General features: G+C 56.0%; 16 protein-coding genes and 1 other annotated feature. Of the genes, 11 read left to right on the top strand and 5 right to left on the bottom strand.

Annotated elements, in window-relative coordinates; genetic code table 11:
- Positions 1-244: 244 nt before the first annotated feature.
- On the bottom strand, positions 245-1,582 hold the full coding sequence (locus tag IEY11_RS04415; RefSeq protein ID WP_243183950.1) for an MATE family efflux transporter: 1,338 nt from the start codon (positions 1,580-1,582) through the stop codon (positions 245-247).
- A 78-nt stretch (positions 1,583-1,660) separates the two neighbouring features.
- The gene (locus IEY11_RS04410; protein ID WP_188885896.1) at positions 1,661-2,086 is read right to left on the bottom strand and encodes a MarR family winged helix-turn-helix transcriptional regulator; all 426 of its coding nucleotides are present in this window, start codon (positions 2,084-2,086) and stop codon (positions 1,661-1,663) included.
- A 744-nt stretch (positions 2,087-2,830) separates the two neighbouring features.
- Between IEY11_RS04410 and IEY11_RS04405 the strand changes: the two genes are divergently transcribed.
- On the top strand, positions 2,831-3,190 hold the full coding sequence (locus tag IEY11_RS04405) for a VOC family protein (protein ID WP_188885895.1): 360 nt from the start codon (positions 2,831-2,833) through the stop codon (positions 3,188-3,190).
- A gap of 161 nt (positions 3,191-3,351) precedes the next feature.
- Here the strand turns inward: IEY11_RS04405 and IEY11_RS04400 are convergent, their stop codons facing one another.
- Entirely contained in the window at positions 3,352-3,690 is a 339-nt protein-coding gene (locus IEY11_RS04400) for a DUF4363 family protein (protein WP_188885894.1), read from the bottom strand.
- Positions 3,687-4,364 carry a DUF421 domain-containing protein gene (locus IEY11_RS04395; RefSeq protein ID WP_188885893.1) on the bottom strand — a complete coding sequence of 226 codons (678 nt, stop codon included), beginning with the start codon at positions 4,362-4,364 and terminating at the stop codon, positions 3,687-3,689. Before IEY11_RS04395 ends, IEY11_RS04400 begins: the two co-directional genes overlap by 4 nt.
- A 185-nt stretch (positions 4,365-4,549) precedes the next feature.
- Positions 4,550-4,799 (top strand) — a binding site (T-box leader).
- 107 nt (positions 4,800-4,906) lie between these two features.
- Between IEY11_RS04395 and ilvB the strand changes: the two genes are divergently transcribed.
- From ilvB to IEY11_RS04365, 6 genes are all read left to right on the top strand, one after another.
- Positions 4,907-6,571, top strand: coding sequence for a biosynthetic-type acetolactate synthase large subunit (gene ilvB, locus IEY11_RS04390; RefSeq protein ID WP_188885892.1), 1,665 nt, complete (start codon positions 4,907-4,909; stop codon positions 6,569-6,571).
- A gap of 13 nt (positions 6,572-6,584) precedes the next feature.
- On the top strand, positions 6,585-7,061 hold the full coding sequence (gene ilvN, locus IEY11_RS04385; RefSeq protein WP_110437073.1) for an acetolactate synthase small subunit: 477 nt from the start codon (positions 6,585-6,587) through the stop codon (positions 7,059-7,061).
- 169 nt (positions 7,062-7,230) lie between these two features.
- Positions 7,231-8,226 carry a ketol-acid reductoisomerase gene (gene ilvC / locus IEY11_RS04380; protein ID WP_118361496.1) on the top strand — a complete coding sequence of 332 codons (996 nt, stop codon included), beginning with the start codon at positions 7,231-7,233 and terminating at the stop codon, positions 8,224-8,226.
- 334 nt (positions 8,227-8,560) lie between these two features.
- The gene (ilvD, locus tag IEY11_RS04375; protein WP_270384433.1) at positions 8,561-10,222 is read left to right on the top strand and encodes a dihydroxy-acid dehydratase; all 1,662 of its coding nucleotides are present in this window, start codon (positions 8,561-8,563) and stop codon (positions 10,220-10,222) included.
- 155 nt (positions 10,223-10,377) lie between these two features.
- A complete protein-coding gene (locus IEY11_RS04370; RefSeq protein WP_118361494.1) occupies positions 10,378-10,866 on the top strand; it encodes an Lrp/AsnC family transcriptional regulator in 489 nt (162 codons plus the stop codon).
- Positions 10,860-12,041, top strand: a complete 1,182-nt coding sequence (locus IEY11_RS04365; protein WP_188885891.1) for a pyridoxal phosphate-dependent aminotransferase — start codon at positions 10,860-10,862, stop codon at positions 12,039-12,041. The genes IEY11_RS04370 and IEY11_RS04365 overlap by 7 nt, the downstream gene beginning before the upstream one ends.
- A 195-nt stretch (positions 12,042-12,236) precedes the next feature.
- Here the strand turns inward: IEY11_RS04365 and pyrE are convergent, their stop codons facing one another.
- A complete protein-coding gene (gene pyrE / locus IEY11_RS04360) occupies positions 12,237-12,899 on the bottom strand; it encodes an orotate phosphoribosyltransferase (RefSeq protein ID WP_188885890.1) in 663 nt (220 codons plus the stop codon).
- A 481-nt stretch (positions 12,900-13,380) separates the two neighbouring features.
- On the opposite strand from pyrE, the gene IEY11_RS04355 reads away from it, so the two are divergent.
- The 4 genes from IEY11_RS04355 to IEY11_RS04340 are packed head-to-tail and all read left to right on the top strand — an operon-like array spanning position 13,381 to position 16,447.
- A complete protein-coding gene (locus tag IEY11_RS04355; protein ID WP_188885889.1) occupies positions 13,381-14,082 on the top strand; it encodes a DUF2461 domain-containing protein in 702 nt (233 codons plus the stop codon).
- On the top strand, positions 14,079-14,747 hold the full coding sequence (locus tag IEY11_RS04350; protein ID WP_188885888.1) for a 3'-5' exonuclease: 669 nt from the start codon (positions 14,079-14,081) through the stop codon (positions 14,745-14,747). Before IEY11_RS04355 ends, IEY11_RS04350 begins: the two co-directional genes overlap by 4 nt.
- Positions 14,744-15,049 (top strand): hypothetical protein, encoded by a 306-nt coding sequence (locus tag IEY11_RS04345; RefSeq protein WP_188885887.1) that lies wholly within the window; start codon positions 14,744-14,746, stop codon positions 15,047-15,049. Before IEY11_RS04350 ends, IEY11_RS04345 begins: the two co-directional genes overlap by 4 nt.
- Before the next feature lie 54 nt (positions 15,050-15,103).
- Entirely contained in the window at positions 15,104-16,447 is a 1,344-nt protein-coding gene (locus IEY11_RS04340; protein WP_243183949.1) for an AI-2E family transporter, read from the top strand.
- Positions 16,448-17,227 lie beyond the last annotated feature (780 nt).

Genomic DNA, 17,227 nt, shown 5'->3' with positions numbered 1-17,227 from the left:
CGAGCAGCCTCTCGCTCGAAACCACGCTTTCGAGCGAATACTGAAGAAAAACTGCGCCCTGACGGGCACATTTTTTCTTCCCTTGTATAAAAAGTCAGGTACACGCCCCGACTTTTTATGAATTTGCTTCGCAAATTCTATTTTATGCGTGCTGCCGCACGAAGCGTAAAAATTAAAATAATATTTTTTTGACAAACTGAAAAGAGGTCTGCATTGCAGACCTCTTTTGCTGTATGGTTTTCTATTAGGTACGCTGTTCCAATCCGTGCCGAATCCTTCTCCAAACCACGCACGACAGTGCAATAGTGACATAATCCGTGATGGACTGTCCGAGAACTGCGCCATTCAGACCGAAAACCGCATTCAGCAGATACAGCAGGGGAATGAGCAGCAGACCCTGCCGCAGCACGGACAGCACGGTAGCCGGAAGGGCGCGTCCGACCGACTGCATACAGTTCATATTGACGAACAGAAAACCGATGAACGGGCCGGACAACATGTAGGCGATCAGCATCTGCACGCCGTATGTAATAACGCCGCTGTCGTCCACGAACAGGCCGATGATCGGCTTGCGCAGGAAGAAATAGAGCGCGGTTGCCGCCAATCCGACAACAAAGCAGCACAGCTTGGTAAAACGCTCGGTATCGGTAAAACGCTTGATATCACCCGCACCGTAGCTGTAACCGAAAATCGGCTGTACACCGTTTGCAAGGCCCATTTGCAGGAAGGTGATGAACATATTCGCTTTGAACACGATGCCAATCGCCGCAACGGGCGCGTTGCCGTAGGCGACCAGAATCAGGTTGAGCACAATGGTTGAAACACACATCAGCGCGGAGAAAATGGCGGTCGGGAAGCCGGCAGAGCACACGCGCACGGCAATGTGCGTGCCGCAGAGCGCGTCCTTCGGCGCAAGCGAAAACCGCCGCGACTTTTTGAGAAAATACCACAGGTAGTACAGCGCCGCAAGCATATTGCCGATGGTGGTTGCAATGGCTGCGCCTGCCGCGCCCTGTCCCAGACCGGAGACGAAAATCGGGTCGAGTACGATGTTTGCAATCGTGCCGATCATGCTGCCGATCATGGCCTCCTTGCTCGCGCCTTCCGCGCGCACAACGAAGCTGGCTGCGGCCGACCAGATGACGAACGGTGCGCCGAACGCGATGTAAACCGTGTAGCCACGGGCAAACTCAAATGTGCTTGCGTCCGCGCCGAACAGATGCAGGATGGGCGCGGTGAAGCACAGCAGTACGGCGGCAAACGCTGCGCCGACGATCAAGCTCGCCCATGAGATGAACGAGGAGATTTTCTTCACGCTTTGGTGATTGTTCTCGCCGAGCGCGACCGAGATCATCGCACTGCCGCCCATGCCGAACATGTTGGCGAACGCCATCAGCAGGATGAAGATCGGGTTGGTCAGGCTGACGGCGGCTACCTGCAGGGCGTCGCCGGTCTGTCCGACGAAAAAGGTGTCCGCCATGTTGTACACCACGGTGACAAGGCTGCTGATGACGCTCGGAATCGCCATTGCGGCTACTGCACGAGGTATCGGCGCTTTGCCGAGGAGAGTATCGTTGTCCAAGTTGTACACGTTCCTTCCTTTGGAAATTTAACGGTTGTTTTCATCGAAGCGGCAGGGCAGCCCGCCCTGCGGTAATGGCTAATCGTTTTTTTCAAAATTTGAAAGCATTTTCAGCCCGATCCGCATAAATGTGTCCCGCTCCTCGGGCGAGATGCCGCGGAGCAGCATGGCTTCGGTCTCCGTAATCTCCTGCAGGCAGGCGGGACGGAAGGCTTCGGCTTTTTCAGTGCAGACAATGCATTTGCGCCGTGCGTCCGCGGGATCGGGTTCGCGGCGGATGAGATCGGCAGCCTGCAGGGCCTGCAGCATTTCGGTTGCGGTGGAAGGCCGCAGGCCGAATTCCTGCTCGATATCGCGCTGTACGAGCGGGTGTTTTTGACTTTCTATCAAAATGTAGTTGAGAATCTGACCTTTGGTGCCGCTGATATGAATGCGTTTTTGCGTTTCCGCTGATCGGCGGCGCAGGCAGTTAGATAGCTTGTTGATAAGCCGCCCGGTATCCATGAAATCACCTCGTTTAATTACTTCGTTTCCTAAGTAATATTGTAGTCGGTGATTGCGGAATGTCAAGAGGGAATTTTACTGCTTGCCCGGGGAGATGGGAGCCGTCCGGACGGCTCCTTTTTCCTGCACCGGATGACTGGGGAACACGAACTGCCGCAGGCGGGTTCGCCCTGCCGGGGCAGAGAGTTTTCTGCTGAACCTCAGCGGGGGATTCGCCGTCTGCGGACGGCGGGAGCGTTGCCGCGCCCGCGGCGGGGGCAAAAAGGAAGGACAACCTGCGGTTTTCCTTCCTCTTTGAACTCCTACCTTTCCCTTGGATAGTCTGGCGCAGATTGCCTACATGTGACCGCTTCGAAAAAGGGAACGGCAGAGGATTTTTTCTTCCGTGTCTTTCGCAAACTGTTCGCAGGGTCAGATACATTACTGCTACACATGCGATTTCATCTAAGCAGGCGCAACATACCCGTGTTGCGCAACTCGTGAGCGCGTTATTATAGACAGCACCTACGAGGATAAATTGCACCAAACGCCTAAATTCGCAGGTGCCTTCCGGTATAACGGGAAAAAATCGCGCGACACTGTTATCCCCCAGGGGACCTTCTCTTGCCCTACGGGCAATTCACCTTGTGCCGCGCCTGCGCAGAGTAGCCCGTATGTGTAGCGCTAATCTCCGGAATTTCCCTATTGACACAGGCTGACTCTGCTTTGTACAATAAAACAAAACAACGAAACGAGGTGCCTGCTATGCACATCCACCATTTAGCGCTCCGTGTGCGCGATTTCGAGAAGTCGCTGCATTTTTACCAGACGCTCACCGAGCTCAAGATCCACACGCAGTTCTCCGCGAACGGCGACAGCATTGCCTACCTGCAGAACGCCTCCGGCGAAACTCAGCTGGAGCTGATCGGCATGCCGGAGGGCGAGACCGTCAAGGCGTCCGGTATGTTTCTCTGCTTCGGTACGGAGGATATTGCCGAGGCACATGAGCGTGCCGTCCTGCACGGCATGAATCCGTCCGATATCCGTCAGCCGGAGCCGGACGCGCGCTATTTCTACGTTTACGATCCGGACGGTCTGTCCGTGCAGGTGCGTGAATACCGTTAAGGGAATACCGCATAATTGAACAAGAGCGATTTGCGAGCAAATTTTGCGTACTGACGAGGCGCAGTTTTGCGGTAATACTTGATGTATTACCGTGAAACTGCAACAAAGTCAGGACACAAAATTTCCGCAAAGCGCCGCAGCTTTAATTGTGCGGTGTTGCCTTAAAACAGATTTTTAAGCGTCGGACGCTGCACCTCCGGCAAATGCCTCAGCTGAGCGAGCAGCTCTGCGCGGTCAAGCGAAAATTCGTCCGTCAAGCCGTTTTGCTGCGCGGCAAGCACACGGTCAAACAGCCGGTCAGCCTGATCAATCTCGCTGTGCAGCAGCAGAGCGCCGAGCAGGGTCTGTGCTGCGTCCCATGTCTCCCGCGCTTCATTCAGGCGGTCGTTCTCTACGTCGAGGGCGACCGCCTGTGCCGTGTTATCCACGGCTCTTATGCTCCATACACTGCCGAGGATGAGCACGGTACACAGCACGGCAGCCGTCAGCAATCGCTTCATGCACGGCCCTCCTTTTTCTGCAGGAACGTGTTGCCGCAGTCGTCGAGCGTCATCAGGAACACATCCTCGACCGCGATACTCTGGTTTTTCAGCCGCCGCTCGATATCCACAGGGGAGAGGTGCAGCAGCTCGAGCGAGCGCGGAACCATCTTGCCGTCCGACACGACAACGAGCGGCAGACCGATATCCTTGGGCGTAATGCCGAGCATTTCCGCCGTGACCGGTTGCTGCGGCTGCTTGAGGATAACCGTCAGCGTGCCGTCCGGCTCGATGACGCCGTATTTCACATCGGACACGGCTGCGACATTCTGCTTGCGGAGTGTTTCTATCACCTCGTCGGTCGTCAGCCGCATTTGCCGCAGCTTGCCAATATCGAGCTGTCCCCTGCGGATGATGATGGCCGGCTGACCGTTCAGCAGCCGCCGGAATCTGCGGCTTTTGAGTGCGGCGAAGCTGAGGAAAATCTCGAGCACCACGAGCGTGGCGATCGGCACCAGACCGGAGAGCAGCGGAATCCCTAAATCCTGCATGGGCACAGCCGCCAGATCGGATACCAGAATGGTAACGACCAGCTCGGACGGGTCCAGCTCGCCGATCTGCCGTTTCCCCATCAGACGCACGGCGCAGATGACCGCGCAGTATAAAATCAGCGTGCGCAGCAGCGGCACTGCCATACGCCCGCACCTCCTTCGCTTGTGAAAATCGCACAGTTTGCCGGAGTAAAAACTGTACATGTTTGGCATTGTGTAGTATGGCGAAAAAACAAAGAAATATGCACGACAGTTTTCGCATATTTGCAGTCGGAAAGACGTTGACATTCTGAGAAAACGCCTTTATAATATAAACAACATTCAAAAAGATACAGGCTGCGAACGGAAAAGTAGCGTCCCGAACCCATGATAGAGAGCTGTCGGCTGGTGTAAGACAGTGGGAAACGGAAAGTGCGAAAGTCCTCCGGGAGCCGGATTGCTGAAATGAAATGAAACAGGGTTCAGTGTAAGCTATCCCGCATGATCTGCGTTAAACGATCAGGTGAGTGGTCATGCCGCCGTACAGGGCAGTGTGGCAAAAAGAGTGGTACCGCAGAGTTTTTGGTCTTTGTCTCTTTGTGAGACAAGGGCTTTTTTGTTTATACGGTATCTTGCGGCAATCGTTATCCGGCTGCTGCATAAGTATGTATGCTATGTTGAAATGAGAGAAAGGAGGCGGATTCGCAATGGTAAAGAACGGCGCAGAGATTCTGATCGACGCACTTGTAGAGCAGGGAGTTGATACCATTTTCGGTTATCCCGGCGGTGCGGTTTTGAACATCTATGACGCACTTTACAAAAACAGCGACCGCATTCGACATATTCTGACCGCGCACGAACAGGGCGCGGCACACGCAGCGGACGGCTACGCCCGTGCGACCGGCAAGGTAGGCGTCTGCCTGGCAACGAGCGGACCGGGTGCGACCAACCTCGTAACCGGTATTGCTACCGCGTATATGGATTCCATCCCGATGGTTGCCATCACCGGCAATGTCGGCACCAGCCTCATCGGCCGTGATTCCTTTCAGGAGGTTTACATTGCCGGCATCACCATGCCGATCACCAAGCACAATTTCGTTGTGCGCGATGTGGAGGAGCTGGCGGACACCGTGCGCGATGCGTTCCGCATTGCCGCTTCCGGACGTCCGGGTCCGGTACTGATCGACATCCCGAAGGATATTACCGCCGCTAAGTGTGAGTTTATCCCGAAGGGCAAGGTTGAGATCAACGAAACCTACGAGATTTCGGACGAAGAGCTGCAGACCGTAGCGGATATGATCGCCGCCTCCGAGCGTCCGATGATTTATTACGGCGGCGGTGTTGAAACCTCTGACGCAGGCGACATGCTGCTGCAGCTGCAGCGCAAGGCGGATATTCCGTCGGCGCACACCATGATGGCCATCGGCTGCATCCCGGATACCGAGCCGCTCAGCCTCGGCATGATCGGCATGCACGGTACGGTTTCCGCCGCATGGGCGGTTGAGCGCTGCGACCTGCTGGTCTGCATCGGCGCCCGCTTCTCCGACCGCGTTGCGACCAACACCAAGCGTTTTGCACCGTCGGCGAAGGTTATCCACGTTGACATTGACGACGCGGAGATCAATAAGAACATCGGCGTTGACTATGCCATTGTTTCCGATGCGGAGACCTTCCTCGAAAAGGTTATGCCGTATATCAAGGAGGCAAAGCACGACGCATGGCGCGCGCAGATTACCGAATGGCAGACAAAGCTCGACTATGTGCCGAAGGACGACGAGAGCGTTATCCATCCGCACCAGCTGCTCCGCACGGTTGCGGAGGAGACCCCGGAGGACACCATCATCGCAACCGACGTTGGTCAGCACCAGCTTTGGAGCGCGCAGTACAACGGCCGCAAGCACGTTCGTCAGTTCCTGACGTCCGGCGGTCTGGGTACGATGGGCTTCGGCTACGGCGCGGCTCTCGGCGCACAGGTGGCCTTCCCGGACAGAACGGTTGTCCACATCACGGGCGACGGCTCGTTCCACATGAACCTTAACGAGATCTGCACCGCGGTTTCCTATAACCTGCCGGTGATCACGATCATTATGAATAACCGCGTGCTCGGCAACGTGCGCCAGTGGCAGACCATGTTCTATGGCAGCCGCTACTCGCAGACCGACCCGCACCGCAAGACAGATTACGTCAAGCTGGCCGACGCCTTCGGCGCACGCGGCGTCCGTGTTACCAATATCGCCGAGCTGCGCGACGCGCTGCGGGAAGCGATGAAGCGTACCGGTCCTGTGCTGATCGACGCACAGATCGACAAGGACGAGCGCGTCCTGCCGATGATCCCGGCAGGCGGCACGGTTGACGATCTTGTAACGGAATAAGGAAGGAGAAATTATGGAAAAGTATATCCTTTCTGTCACCGTACAGAACAACGCCGGTGTTCTGGCCCGCGTATCCAGCCTGTTTGGCCGCCGCGGCTACAACATCGACTCACTGACCGTTTCGGCCACGACTGATCCGAAGGTTTCCTGCATGTCTATCATCGTGCAGGGCGACCATATGGTGCTTGAGCAGATCATGAAGCAGCTGGCAAAGCTGGAAGAGGTCATGCACGTTGTACACCTCGAAGAAGACAGCTCCTGCTGCAGTGAGCTGGTGTTCGTCAAGCTGCATACGCCGGACGTAAGTGTCCGCAGCGATATTCGCCAGCTGTGCGAGCTGTACGGCGCGCGCGTGGTCGATACACAGGAGAGCGAGATCATCATCGAGCTGTCCGAAGTGCCGAGCCGCATCGATGCCTTCCTCGACGTCATCTCGAACTTTAAGATCCTCGAGATGAGCCGTTCGGGTGTTACGGCTATAGAGAAGTAAGTTAGGAGATAGGAGGTAGGAGTTAGGAGCTTTAGAGTGAAGAGTGCAGAGTGGAGAGTGAAGATTGCTTCACGGCTCGCCCTGTACGAAACTCTCCGATCTCCACTCCTCACTCTCCACTCTTTACTTGATAAATAAGCTCTTTATAAATTTTTAGGAGGAAATAAAAATGGTAAAGATGTTTTATGACGCAGACTGCAACCTGTCTCTGCTCGACGGCAAGACCGTTGCAATCATCGGCTTTGGTTCTCAGGGTCATGCTCACGCAATGAACCTGAAGGACTCCGGTGTACACGTTGTAGTAGGTCTGCGCCCGGGCTCCAAGCACGAGAAGAAGGCTAAGGACTACGGTCTGGAGGTTATGACTCCGGCTGAGGCTGCAGCAGCAGGCGACATCATCATGATGCTGACCCCGGACGAGAAGCAGGCTGACATCTATAAGGACGTTATCGCTCCGAACCTGAAGCCGGGCAACGTACTGGCTTTCGCTCACGGCTTCAACATCCACTTCAAGCAGATCGTTCCGCCGGCTGACGTTGACGTTATCATGGTTGCTCCGAAGGGCCCGGGTCACATCGTTCGTCGTGCATACGAAGAGGGTCAGGGTGTTCCGGATCTGGCTTGCGTATATCAGGACGCTTCCGGCAAGGCTATGGACATCGCTCTGGCATACGCCTGCGGTATCGGCGGCGGCCGTGCCGGCATCCTCGAGTCCACCTTCAAGACCGAGACCGAGACCGACCTGTTCGGTGAGCAGGCTGTCCTCTGCGGCGGCGTTTGCGAGCTGATGAAGGCTGGCTTTGAGACTCTGGTTGAGGCTGGCTACGCTCCGGAGAACGCTTACTTTGAGTGCGTTCACGAGATGAAGCTGATCGTTGACCTGATCAACGAGGGCGGCTTCGCTAAGATGCGTTACTCCATCTCCGATACCGCTGAGTACGGTGATTACCGCACCGGCAAGCGCATCATCACCGAGGAGACCCGCAAGGAGATGAAGAAGATCCTGCGCGAGATCCAGGACGGTACCTTCGCATCCGAGTGGATTCAGGAGAACCGTGCAGGCGGTCGTGCCAAGTTCCTCGCTACCCGTGCTCTGGAAGCAGACACCGAGCTTGAGGAGACCGGCAAGAAGCTGCGCGGCATGATGAGCTGGCTGAAGAAATAATCTCGCGCTCCGCTTGAGACTATTTCTTATAGGGGGCTTCAAAAGCCCCCTATATATGACCAGCGGTTCCGTAGAAACCACTGGTCAATACCCCAATGACGCGCCCCACGGGCGCTGAGTCGGGGTGTAAAAAGTCAGGCGCATGTCCTGACTTTTTACGGCACACTTTGTGTGCCGAATGATTGCCGCAACCTTTGGTTGCGGTTAGACGTGAAGCATTTCGCGTGCTGATCGTCAGCTTTTAGTTACCCCGAACGGGCGGACGGATTTTCCCGTCCGCCCGTTTTTTCTATCAGGCAGTCTGCTGGACTGCTTTCAAAGGAGGAAAATCCCCGTGAGAAGAAGTGACAACATCACTGCAGGACCCGAGCGCATGCCGAACCGTTCGCTGCTGCGTGCCTGCGGTATGACCGATGAGGAGATCAGGCAGCCGATCATCGGCGTGGTTTCGGCGTATTCCGAGATCATTCCGGGCCACATCAACCTCGATAAGATCGCGGATGCGGTTAAGGCGGGCGTTCGCATGGCTGGCGGTACGCCGGTGCTCGTTCCGGCCATCGGCGTATGCGACGGCATTGCCATGGGTCACATCGGCATGAAGTACTCGCTGGCAAGCCGTGAACTGATCGCGGACAGCGTAGAGACGCTGGCACAGGCGCACCAGCTGGACGGTCTGGTGCTCATCCCGAACTGCGACAAGATCGTTCCCGGTATGCTGATGGCGGCTGCCCGTTTGAATATTCCGTCCATTCTGGTTTCCGGCGGCCCGATGCTGGCAGGCCATTTCGGCGGTGAGGAGGTATCCCTGTCCAAGACCTTCGAGGCGGTCGGCGCCTACAAGGCCGGCATGATGGACGAGGAGACTTTCTACGAAGCCGAGTGCAATTCCTGCCCGGGCTGCGGCTCATGCGCAGGCATGTACACCGCAAACTCGATGAACTGCCTGTCTGAAGCCATCGGCATGGCGCTGCCGGGCAACGGCACGACCCCGGCGGTTTCGGCTGCCCGTATTCATCTGGCAAAGCACGCCGGCATGAAGATCATGGAGCTGATCGAGAAGGACATCAAGCCGCGCGACATCCTCACGCCGGCAGCATTCCGCAACGCGCTGACCTGTGAGATGGCGATCGGCTGCTCGACCAACTCGGTTCTGCACCTGCTGGCAATCGCAAACGAAGCAGGCGTTCCGCTGCAGCTTGAGACCCTGAACGAACTGTCCGGCAAGGTGCCGAACATCTGCCATCTGGCTCCGGCAGGCCCGCACCACATTGAGCAGCTTTACATGGCGGGCGGTGTTCCGGCCATCATGAAGGAGCTGACCAAGCGTGATTTCCTCGACCTGTCGCTCATCACCTGCACCGGCAAGACGGTCGGCGAGAACCTTGAGGGCGTTGTCAACAAGAATCCGGAGGTCGTTCGTCCGCTCGAGAATCCGTATTCGCAGACCGGCGGCATCGCTGTTCTGTGGGGCAACATCGCAAAGAACGGCTGCGTTGTCAAGCGTTCGGCAGTTGCGCCGGAAATGATGGTGCACGAAGGTCCGGCACGCGTGTTCGACTGCGAGGAGGACGCAATTTCCGCCATCTACAACGGCAAGATCGTGCCGGGTGACGTTGTTGTCATCCGCTACGAAGGCCCGAAGGGCGGTCCGGGCATGCGCGAGATGCTCAACCCGACCTCTGCGCTGGCCGGCATGAAGCTGGATACTACGGTTGCGCTCATCACCGACGGCCGTTTCTCCGGTGCGTCCCGCGGCGCATCCATCGGTCACGTTTCGCCGGAGGCTGCTTCCGGCGGCGAGATCGGTCTGGTGCAGGAAGGCGATATCATCTCCATCGATATTCCGAACAGCAAGGTAAATGTCAATGTTTCCGACGAGGAGCTGGAGGCACGCCGTGCCAAGTACGTTCCGCGTGAGCCGAATGTCAAGTCCGGCTGGCTGTACCGCTATTCGCGTCTGGTCACCTCTGCAGATCAGGGCGCTGTGGTTCGTTGATTTTTGCGTCATGAAAAGAAGTCCGAAAATTTTTCGGACTTCTTTTAATTCTCTATTCCGCAATCGCAAAATTTCTGCTCCAAGCGTAGACAGAACTGCACCGCAGTGCTATAATAAAGTAATTCTTGAAAAACGAAAAAGGGAGGTCATTTATTATGAAAAACCCTGAAAAGCTGCTTGATCTGCTGGCGCAGGACGCGCGTCTGACTCCGGCACAGCTGGCCGCGATGCTCGGTGAGACCGAGGAGGACGTGGCTGCTGCGATCAACGCGTATGAGAAGAATTCGACGATCCTCGGCTACAAGACCGTGGTCGATTGGGATAAAACATCCAAGGAGAGCGTAACCGCACTCATCGAGGTCAAGATCACCCCGCAGAAGGGTATGGGCTTTGATGAGATCGCCCGTCAGATCTATTCGCACCATCAGGTGGAGAGCGTGTATCTGATGAGCGGCGGCTTCGATCTGACCGTTATCATCAAGGGACGCACCATGCGCGAGGTTGCCCGCTTTGTCTCCGAGCAGCTGGCGCCGATGGAGAACGTGCTGTCCACCGGCACACATTTCATCCTTAAAAAATACAAGGACAACAGTGTGGAATTCGACCCGGCAGACAGCGATAAGAGAGAGGTCATGGCATGGTGAACTACGAGCAGATTCTCTCTGCGCGTGTAAAAGAAGTACAGCCTTCCGGCATTCGCCGCTTTTTTGAACTGGCGGCTAAAATGCCGCACGCGATCTCGCTCGGTGTGGGCGAGCCGGATTTTGAAACGCCGTGGCAGATTCGCCGCGCCGGCATTCGGTCTCTGGAAAAAGGACAGACCTTCTATACCTCCAACTGGGGTCTTGCCGAGCTGCGCAATCAGATTGCCGCGCTCGTGCGCCGCAAGTACCGCCTGTGCTACGATGCGGACAAGGAGATCCTTGTGACGGTCGGCGGCTCTGAGGCGATCGACAACACCATCCGTGCGATTGTCAACGTGGGTGACGAGGTGCTCATTCCGGAGCCGAGTTTTGTATGCTACAAGCCGCTGACGCAGATGGCAGGCGGTGTTCCGGTGCCGCTGCCGACCCGCGCGGAGGACCAGTTCAAGCTGACGGCGGACAGTCTGCGCGCTGCTATTACACCGCGCACCAAGCTGCTCATTCTGCCGTACCCGAACAACCCGACCGGCGCGATTATGACGCGCGATGAGCTGCAGGCGATTGCGACGGTCATCAAGGACACGAACATCATCGTGCTGTCGGATGAGATTTACAACAGCCTGACCTACGGCCCGGATCGCCACGTCTGCTTTGCGGAGCTGGACGGCATGAAGGAGCGCACCATTGTTGTGGACGGTTTCTCCAAGTCCTATGCGATGACCGGTTGGCGTCTCGGCTGGGCAATGGGCCCGAAGGAGCTGATGCGCCACATCTGCAAGATTCATCAGTTCGGCATTATGTCTGCGCCGACGACCGCGCAGTTCGCGGGCATTGAGGCTATCCGCACCGGCGAGGACGATATCGAGCGCATGCGCGAGCAGTATGACCTGCGCCGCCGCTACCTGCTCGGCGAGCTGCGGAGCATGGGCCTCGAGTGCTTTGAGCCGCAGGGCGCGTTCTATATGTTCCCGTCGATCGAGTCTACCGGCCTGTCGAGTGACGAATTCTGCGAGAGACTGCTGCACGAGCAGGAGGTCGCGGTCATTCCGGGCAGCGCCTTTGGTGAGAGCGGTGAGGGTCATGTGCGTATTTCGTATTCGTACTCGATGAACCATCTGCGCGAGGCTTGCCACAGGATGCGTAAGTTTTTGCAGACTTTGCAGGCGGAAAAGTGAGATAAAATGAAAGCACCGCCCGAAATAGGCGGTGCTTAATCGTTATGCAGGATTTCATGCGCTTCACGGATAGAAATGTTATGCAGACGGGCGTATTCCATTGTGGTTCTAATATAGCACAGTAGTGGGAAAAGGCAAACAAAAAGAACGCTCCATCGAGCGTTCTTTTTTTCTTATGAGATTATGCCGCGATAGTTAAAATACGCAATACTGCTTCATATAAGCATCCATCAGCGGCAGCAGATGAGCATACTCCTCCTTATCCGCAAGATACTCGCGGATATCCTGCACGGTAACGAGCGCGTGCACCTTGATGCCGAACTCCTCGCCGACCTCCATAACAGCGGTCTTGCCCGGGGTCTGGCCGACCTCACAGCGGTTTACCGAAATGAACATATCGGTAACCTTCACATCTGCGCAGGCCTGCAGCACCGGCATGGTCTCGCGGATAGCGGTGCCTGCGGTGATTACATCCTCGATGATGATCACGCGGTCGCCGTCCTGCGGCTTGTAGCCGACGATATTGCCGCCTTCGCCGTGGTCCTTCGCCTCCTTGCGGTTGAAGAAGAACGGCTTGTCGATGCCGTAATTGCGGGCCAGCGCACCGGAAACCGAGGTAGCAAGCGGGATGCCCTTGTACGCCGGACCGAACATTGCGTCGAACTGATCGCCGACGGTCTCCTTGACCAAAGCTGCGTAAAACTCACCCAGACGGGAGTTCTGCAGACCGGTCTTGTAGTTGCCGGTGTTGACGAAATACGGGGTCTTTCGGCCGGATTTGGTCGTAAAATCGCCGAAGCGCAGTACGTCGGCACTCATCATAAATTCGATAAATTCCTTTTTAGCAGCAGTAAGCATGATCGTTCCACCTTTTTCTATCAATATACTTATCTTCAGTATACCAGAATTTTCGGCAGGGAACAACCCTTTCTGTCAAGCGACGGTCAACAAATTGCACAAATACACAGGGAGATTAACGTGTTATGAACGGAAAACTGTCAAACTCCTGTTGCAGAAAATGAAAAAAAGCGGTAAAATATAATAAGGCAACACCACACAATTAAAGCCGCGGTTCCTTGCGCAGGCTTCGGTCGCGCTGCCGCGGCTCCTTGCGCAGGCTCCGGTCGCGCTGCCGCGGCGCTTTACGGAAATTTTGCGCCCTGACTTCGTTGTGATTTCACGGTAATACACAAAGTATTACCGCAAAACCACGCCTCGCCAGTCCGCAAAAATTACTCGTAAATCGCTCTTGTTCAATTATGTGGTATTGCCTTAGGTATTCTATACCTTCAAGGACGATTTACAATCGTCAAAAACAAAAAGGTGGCTAACAACACAAATGGCATTTCACGGTTTTTCCGCAGAAGGCGTGGATCTTCTGCAACTGAATCGCCTGCAAAACAGCAAAGAATTTTACGATGCACACAAGGACGAGATCAAGCGGTTATCCATCCGGCCCTTTCACGAACTGATCGCGGAAATGACGCCGGAGATGGTCAAGATCGACCCGCAGTTCGTCACCGTGCCGTCCCGCATGGTATCCCGCGTGCGGCGCGATACCCGATATACCAAGGATAAGACGCTCTACCGGGCGAACATGTGGCTGTTCTTCCGCAGAGCACGACGGGAACGCGAATCCGTTCCCGCATACTACTTTGAACTGCATCCCGAATACTGGGCCTTCGGCTGCTGGGGCGCGTGGGGCAGAAGCGAAATGGAAGCGCTGCGCGAAATGATCCTCGCAGAAGACAGGCTGTTCCTTGACGCCTTTCGTGCGGTGAACAGCTGTCCGCAGGTGCACCTTGCGGGCGAGATGTACAAGCGCCCGAAATTCCCGGACGCAAAGCCGGAATATCAGGACTGGCTGAACCGCAAGGAGATCGGCGTGGATTACACAAACAGTGAGGACTTTGCTCCGGTGCTGGACGGCACGTTTGTTCCGTTTATGCTGAAGACCATGCGGCAGCTTGCGCCGCTGTACAGACTGCTGCTCGCGGCGAAGGAACGCGCGGACGCGGCCGGACGGGAGGCGCTGCAATGAGATATCTTGCACTGGATTTCGAGACTGGAAACGCCTCGCCGCTGAGCGCGTGCGCACTCGGCGCAAGCGTGTTTGAGGATAATCAGCTGGTAGATGAGAAAATCTCGCTCATCCGTCCGCCGGAATGCGTGGGCAAGTTCCACTGGGGCAATGTTCGCGTCAACCACATCAAGGAGAAGATGGTCGCGGACGCACCGTCGTTCGCCGAGGTATGGGAGCCGCTCGCCGACATAGCGGAGGGCTGCGTCATCGTGTGTCACAACGCTATGTTCGATACGAATGTGCTTTGCAGCTGTCTGGCGCATTACGGACTGAAAATGCCCGAATGCCGGTACTTATGCACGGTAAAGGTGTCCAAGCGGGTATGGCCTGAGCTGGAAAATCATAAACTGGATACGGTATCCGCCGCGCTGAACATCGACCTGAACCACCACGAGGCCGGGTCGGATGCGCGGGCTGCGGGACTGATCCTGCAGGCGGCTCTGCGCAGGACGGGCAGCGCGGACGCCGACGCACTGGCAGAAAAAATCGGCATGCGGCTCGGCCGGATTTCCTCGATGGGGAAAACGCCGTGCAGCATCGCCGGGGACCCCGAACCCAGGGAGCACAGACGGACAGCACGTCCGCGTAATACGGTGAAACGAAAAGGAGAGAACAAGCTATGAAAAACTATCTGGACAGTATCGACCGCGATGCACTGCGCAGTCGTGCTGAGCGGATGCTGCACACCGCAGGCGATGCCTGCGATCAGGCAGGACGCTTTATGAGCACCACGACCGAAAAGATCCGCGGCTTCTCGCTCATCGAGTTCTTCATCTACGAGACCTGCCTGCTGTCGTTCGGTCTGTGGCTGGGCACCTGCTTCTCTAAATTCTTCAAGAAGTTCCGCGCGATCATCTTCGCAGCGTTTGCCGCAACGTGGCTGTACCTGCTGTGGCGCGTGTTCTTTGATGAGGATGAGGACTGAGCGTATTCAATCTTCATTTTCATCCTCTGACAGCTGACAGGAAGGAGTTTATTGTTGGAAGATCCCAATCAGGAAAAAAAGTCCCGGTTTGACCTGCAGCCGCACTATATCGAGTGGGGGCTGACTGCGTTAGGTGTCATTGTAGCCTGCGTGCTGGTCGTGTTCGTGCTGTTCCGCATGACAATAATCTGGGGCATGATCAAGAAGTTTTTCGGCATCCTCAGCCCGTTCATTTACGGCTTTGTGATGGCGTACCTGCTCATGCCGGTGTTCAACATGCTGTACCGCAATCTGCAGCCGCCGATGTCGCGTAAATTCAAAAACGGCACACGGCTTGCCAAAGGCTTGTGCAGCGCGCTGACGCTGGCCTTCGGTCTGGCGGTTGTAGGCGTGCTGCTGTGGATGGTGCTGCCGCAGCTGGCCACGAGTATCACCTCGCTGGTGGACTCGATGGACCTGTATATGAACGAGATATCCGGCTGGGTGGCGTCGCTGCTGCACAACAACCCGGAAATTGAGCACAGTTTCATGCGCCTGTACGATCAGTTCTCCGCACAGGTGATGAACTGGGCGCAGAATGACCTGCTGCCGCAGCTCGGCAACATGATGAGCGGCGTTGTTACGACCGTAAACGTGCTGATGAATCTGCTGATCGGTGTCATTATCGCGCTGTACATTCTCAACAGCAAGGACACCTTCTGTGCACAGGCGAAAAAGATGACGTACAGCTTTTTCACGGTTGAAAAGGCAAATGCCATCATGGCGCGTGTGGCGCATATTCACCGCGTGTTCGGCGGCTTCATCACCGGCAAACTGATGGACTCGTCGATCATCGGCGTGCTGTGCTTTATCGGTATGCGTCTTATGATCTCGTTCGGCTGGATGACCATGCCGACGTCGTACGCGCTCCTGATTGCGGTTATCATCGGCGTGACCAATATCATCCCGTTTTTCGGGCCGTTCATCGGTGCGATTCCGAGCACCATTCTGATCATGGTCATCAGTCCGGTGCAGGCGCTGTATTTCGTCATTTTTGTGCTGCTGCTGCAGCAGTTTGACGGCAATATCCTCGGACCGAAAATCCTCGGCAACGCCACCGGACTGTCGAGCTTCTGGGTCATGTTCGCCATTCTGCTGTTCGGCGGCGTGATGGGCTTCGCGGGCATGGTGATCGGCGTGCCGCTGTTTGCCGTGCTGTACAGCGTGTTGACCGAGAAGATCAATCATCTGCTGAAAAAGCGCGGTCTGTCCGTGGATACGAACGACTATCGCGGGCATAAGCGCATCGACCCGGAGACACACGCGTTCGTTGAAGCGCAGGAGACAATGCCTCCTGTGAGCGCAAAAGAGCGCCGCCGTGCGGCACAGCAGAAAGATCAGGAAAACAAAAACCAGTAATATGTGCAAAGAGGGACACTGCGAGGCAGCAGTGTTCCTCTTTTGCGTTCTGGTGCAGAACGGAAGGGCGTCGCTTGCGAAGCGAACGGAACTGCGCTGACGCCGCGCGGGCGCACAAGAGGGTAGACACCTGCGGTTTCCACCCTCTTGTGGATCACCCCTTTCCCTTGGATAGTCTGGCGCAGATTGCCGACATGTGACCGCTGCGAAAAAAGGGAACGGCAGAGGATTTTTTCTACCGTAGGGGAGCACAGTGTGCTCCCATGTCGAGACATATTCGTAGCGTCAGATAAATTACTGCTACACATGTGATTTCATCTAAGCAGGCGCGACATAACAGTGCCGCGCAACTCGTCAGCGCGTTATGATAGACAGCACCTACGAGGATAAATGCTGCTAAATAGATAGATTCGTAGGTGCCGTCCATAATCTCCAGACTTACGAGTTGCGCGACACGGGTATGTCGCGCTTGCGTGGATTTAACCGTATGTGTAGCGGTACGCTGTCTGTGAACTGCGAATATTTTGCGAAACAAACGCAAGAGTAACCCGACTGCCGTTCCCCCATTTCGAAGCGGTCACATGTCGGCAATCTGCGCCAGACTAAGAAATAAAGGGAAACGGGAGTTAAGAGGGTAGAAACCGCAGGTGTCTACCCTCTTGCCCTGCCGCGGGGCGCGGCGAATCCCCGCGCTCCGCAGAGCGCAACTCCTCGCTTGATTTCAAGCGAAAAACCTCCCGCCCGTTAGGGGCGAACACGCCTGCGCAGTTCGAGTACCCC

Source organism: Butyricicoccus faecihominis, from assembly GCF_014648015.1.
Lineage (GTDB): Bacteria > Bacillota > Clostridia > Oscillospirales > Butyricicoccaceae > Agathobaculum > Agathobaculum butyriciproducens.
The sequence above is the reverse complement of the archived record's forward strand: the minus strand, read 5'-3'. Positions and strand labels throughout refer to the sequence as shown.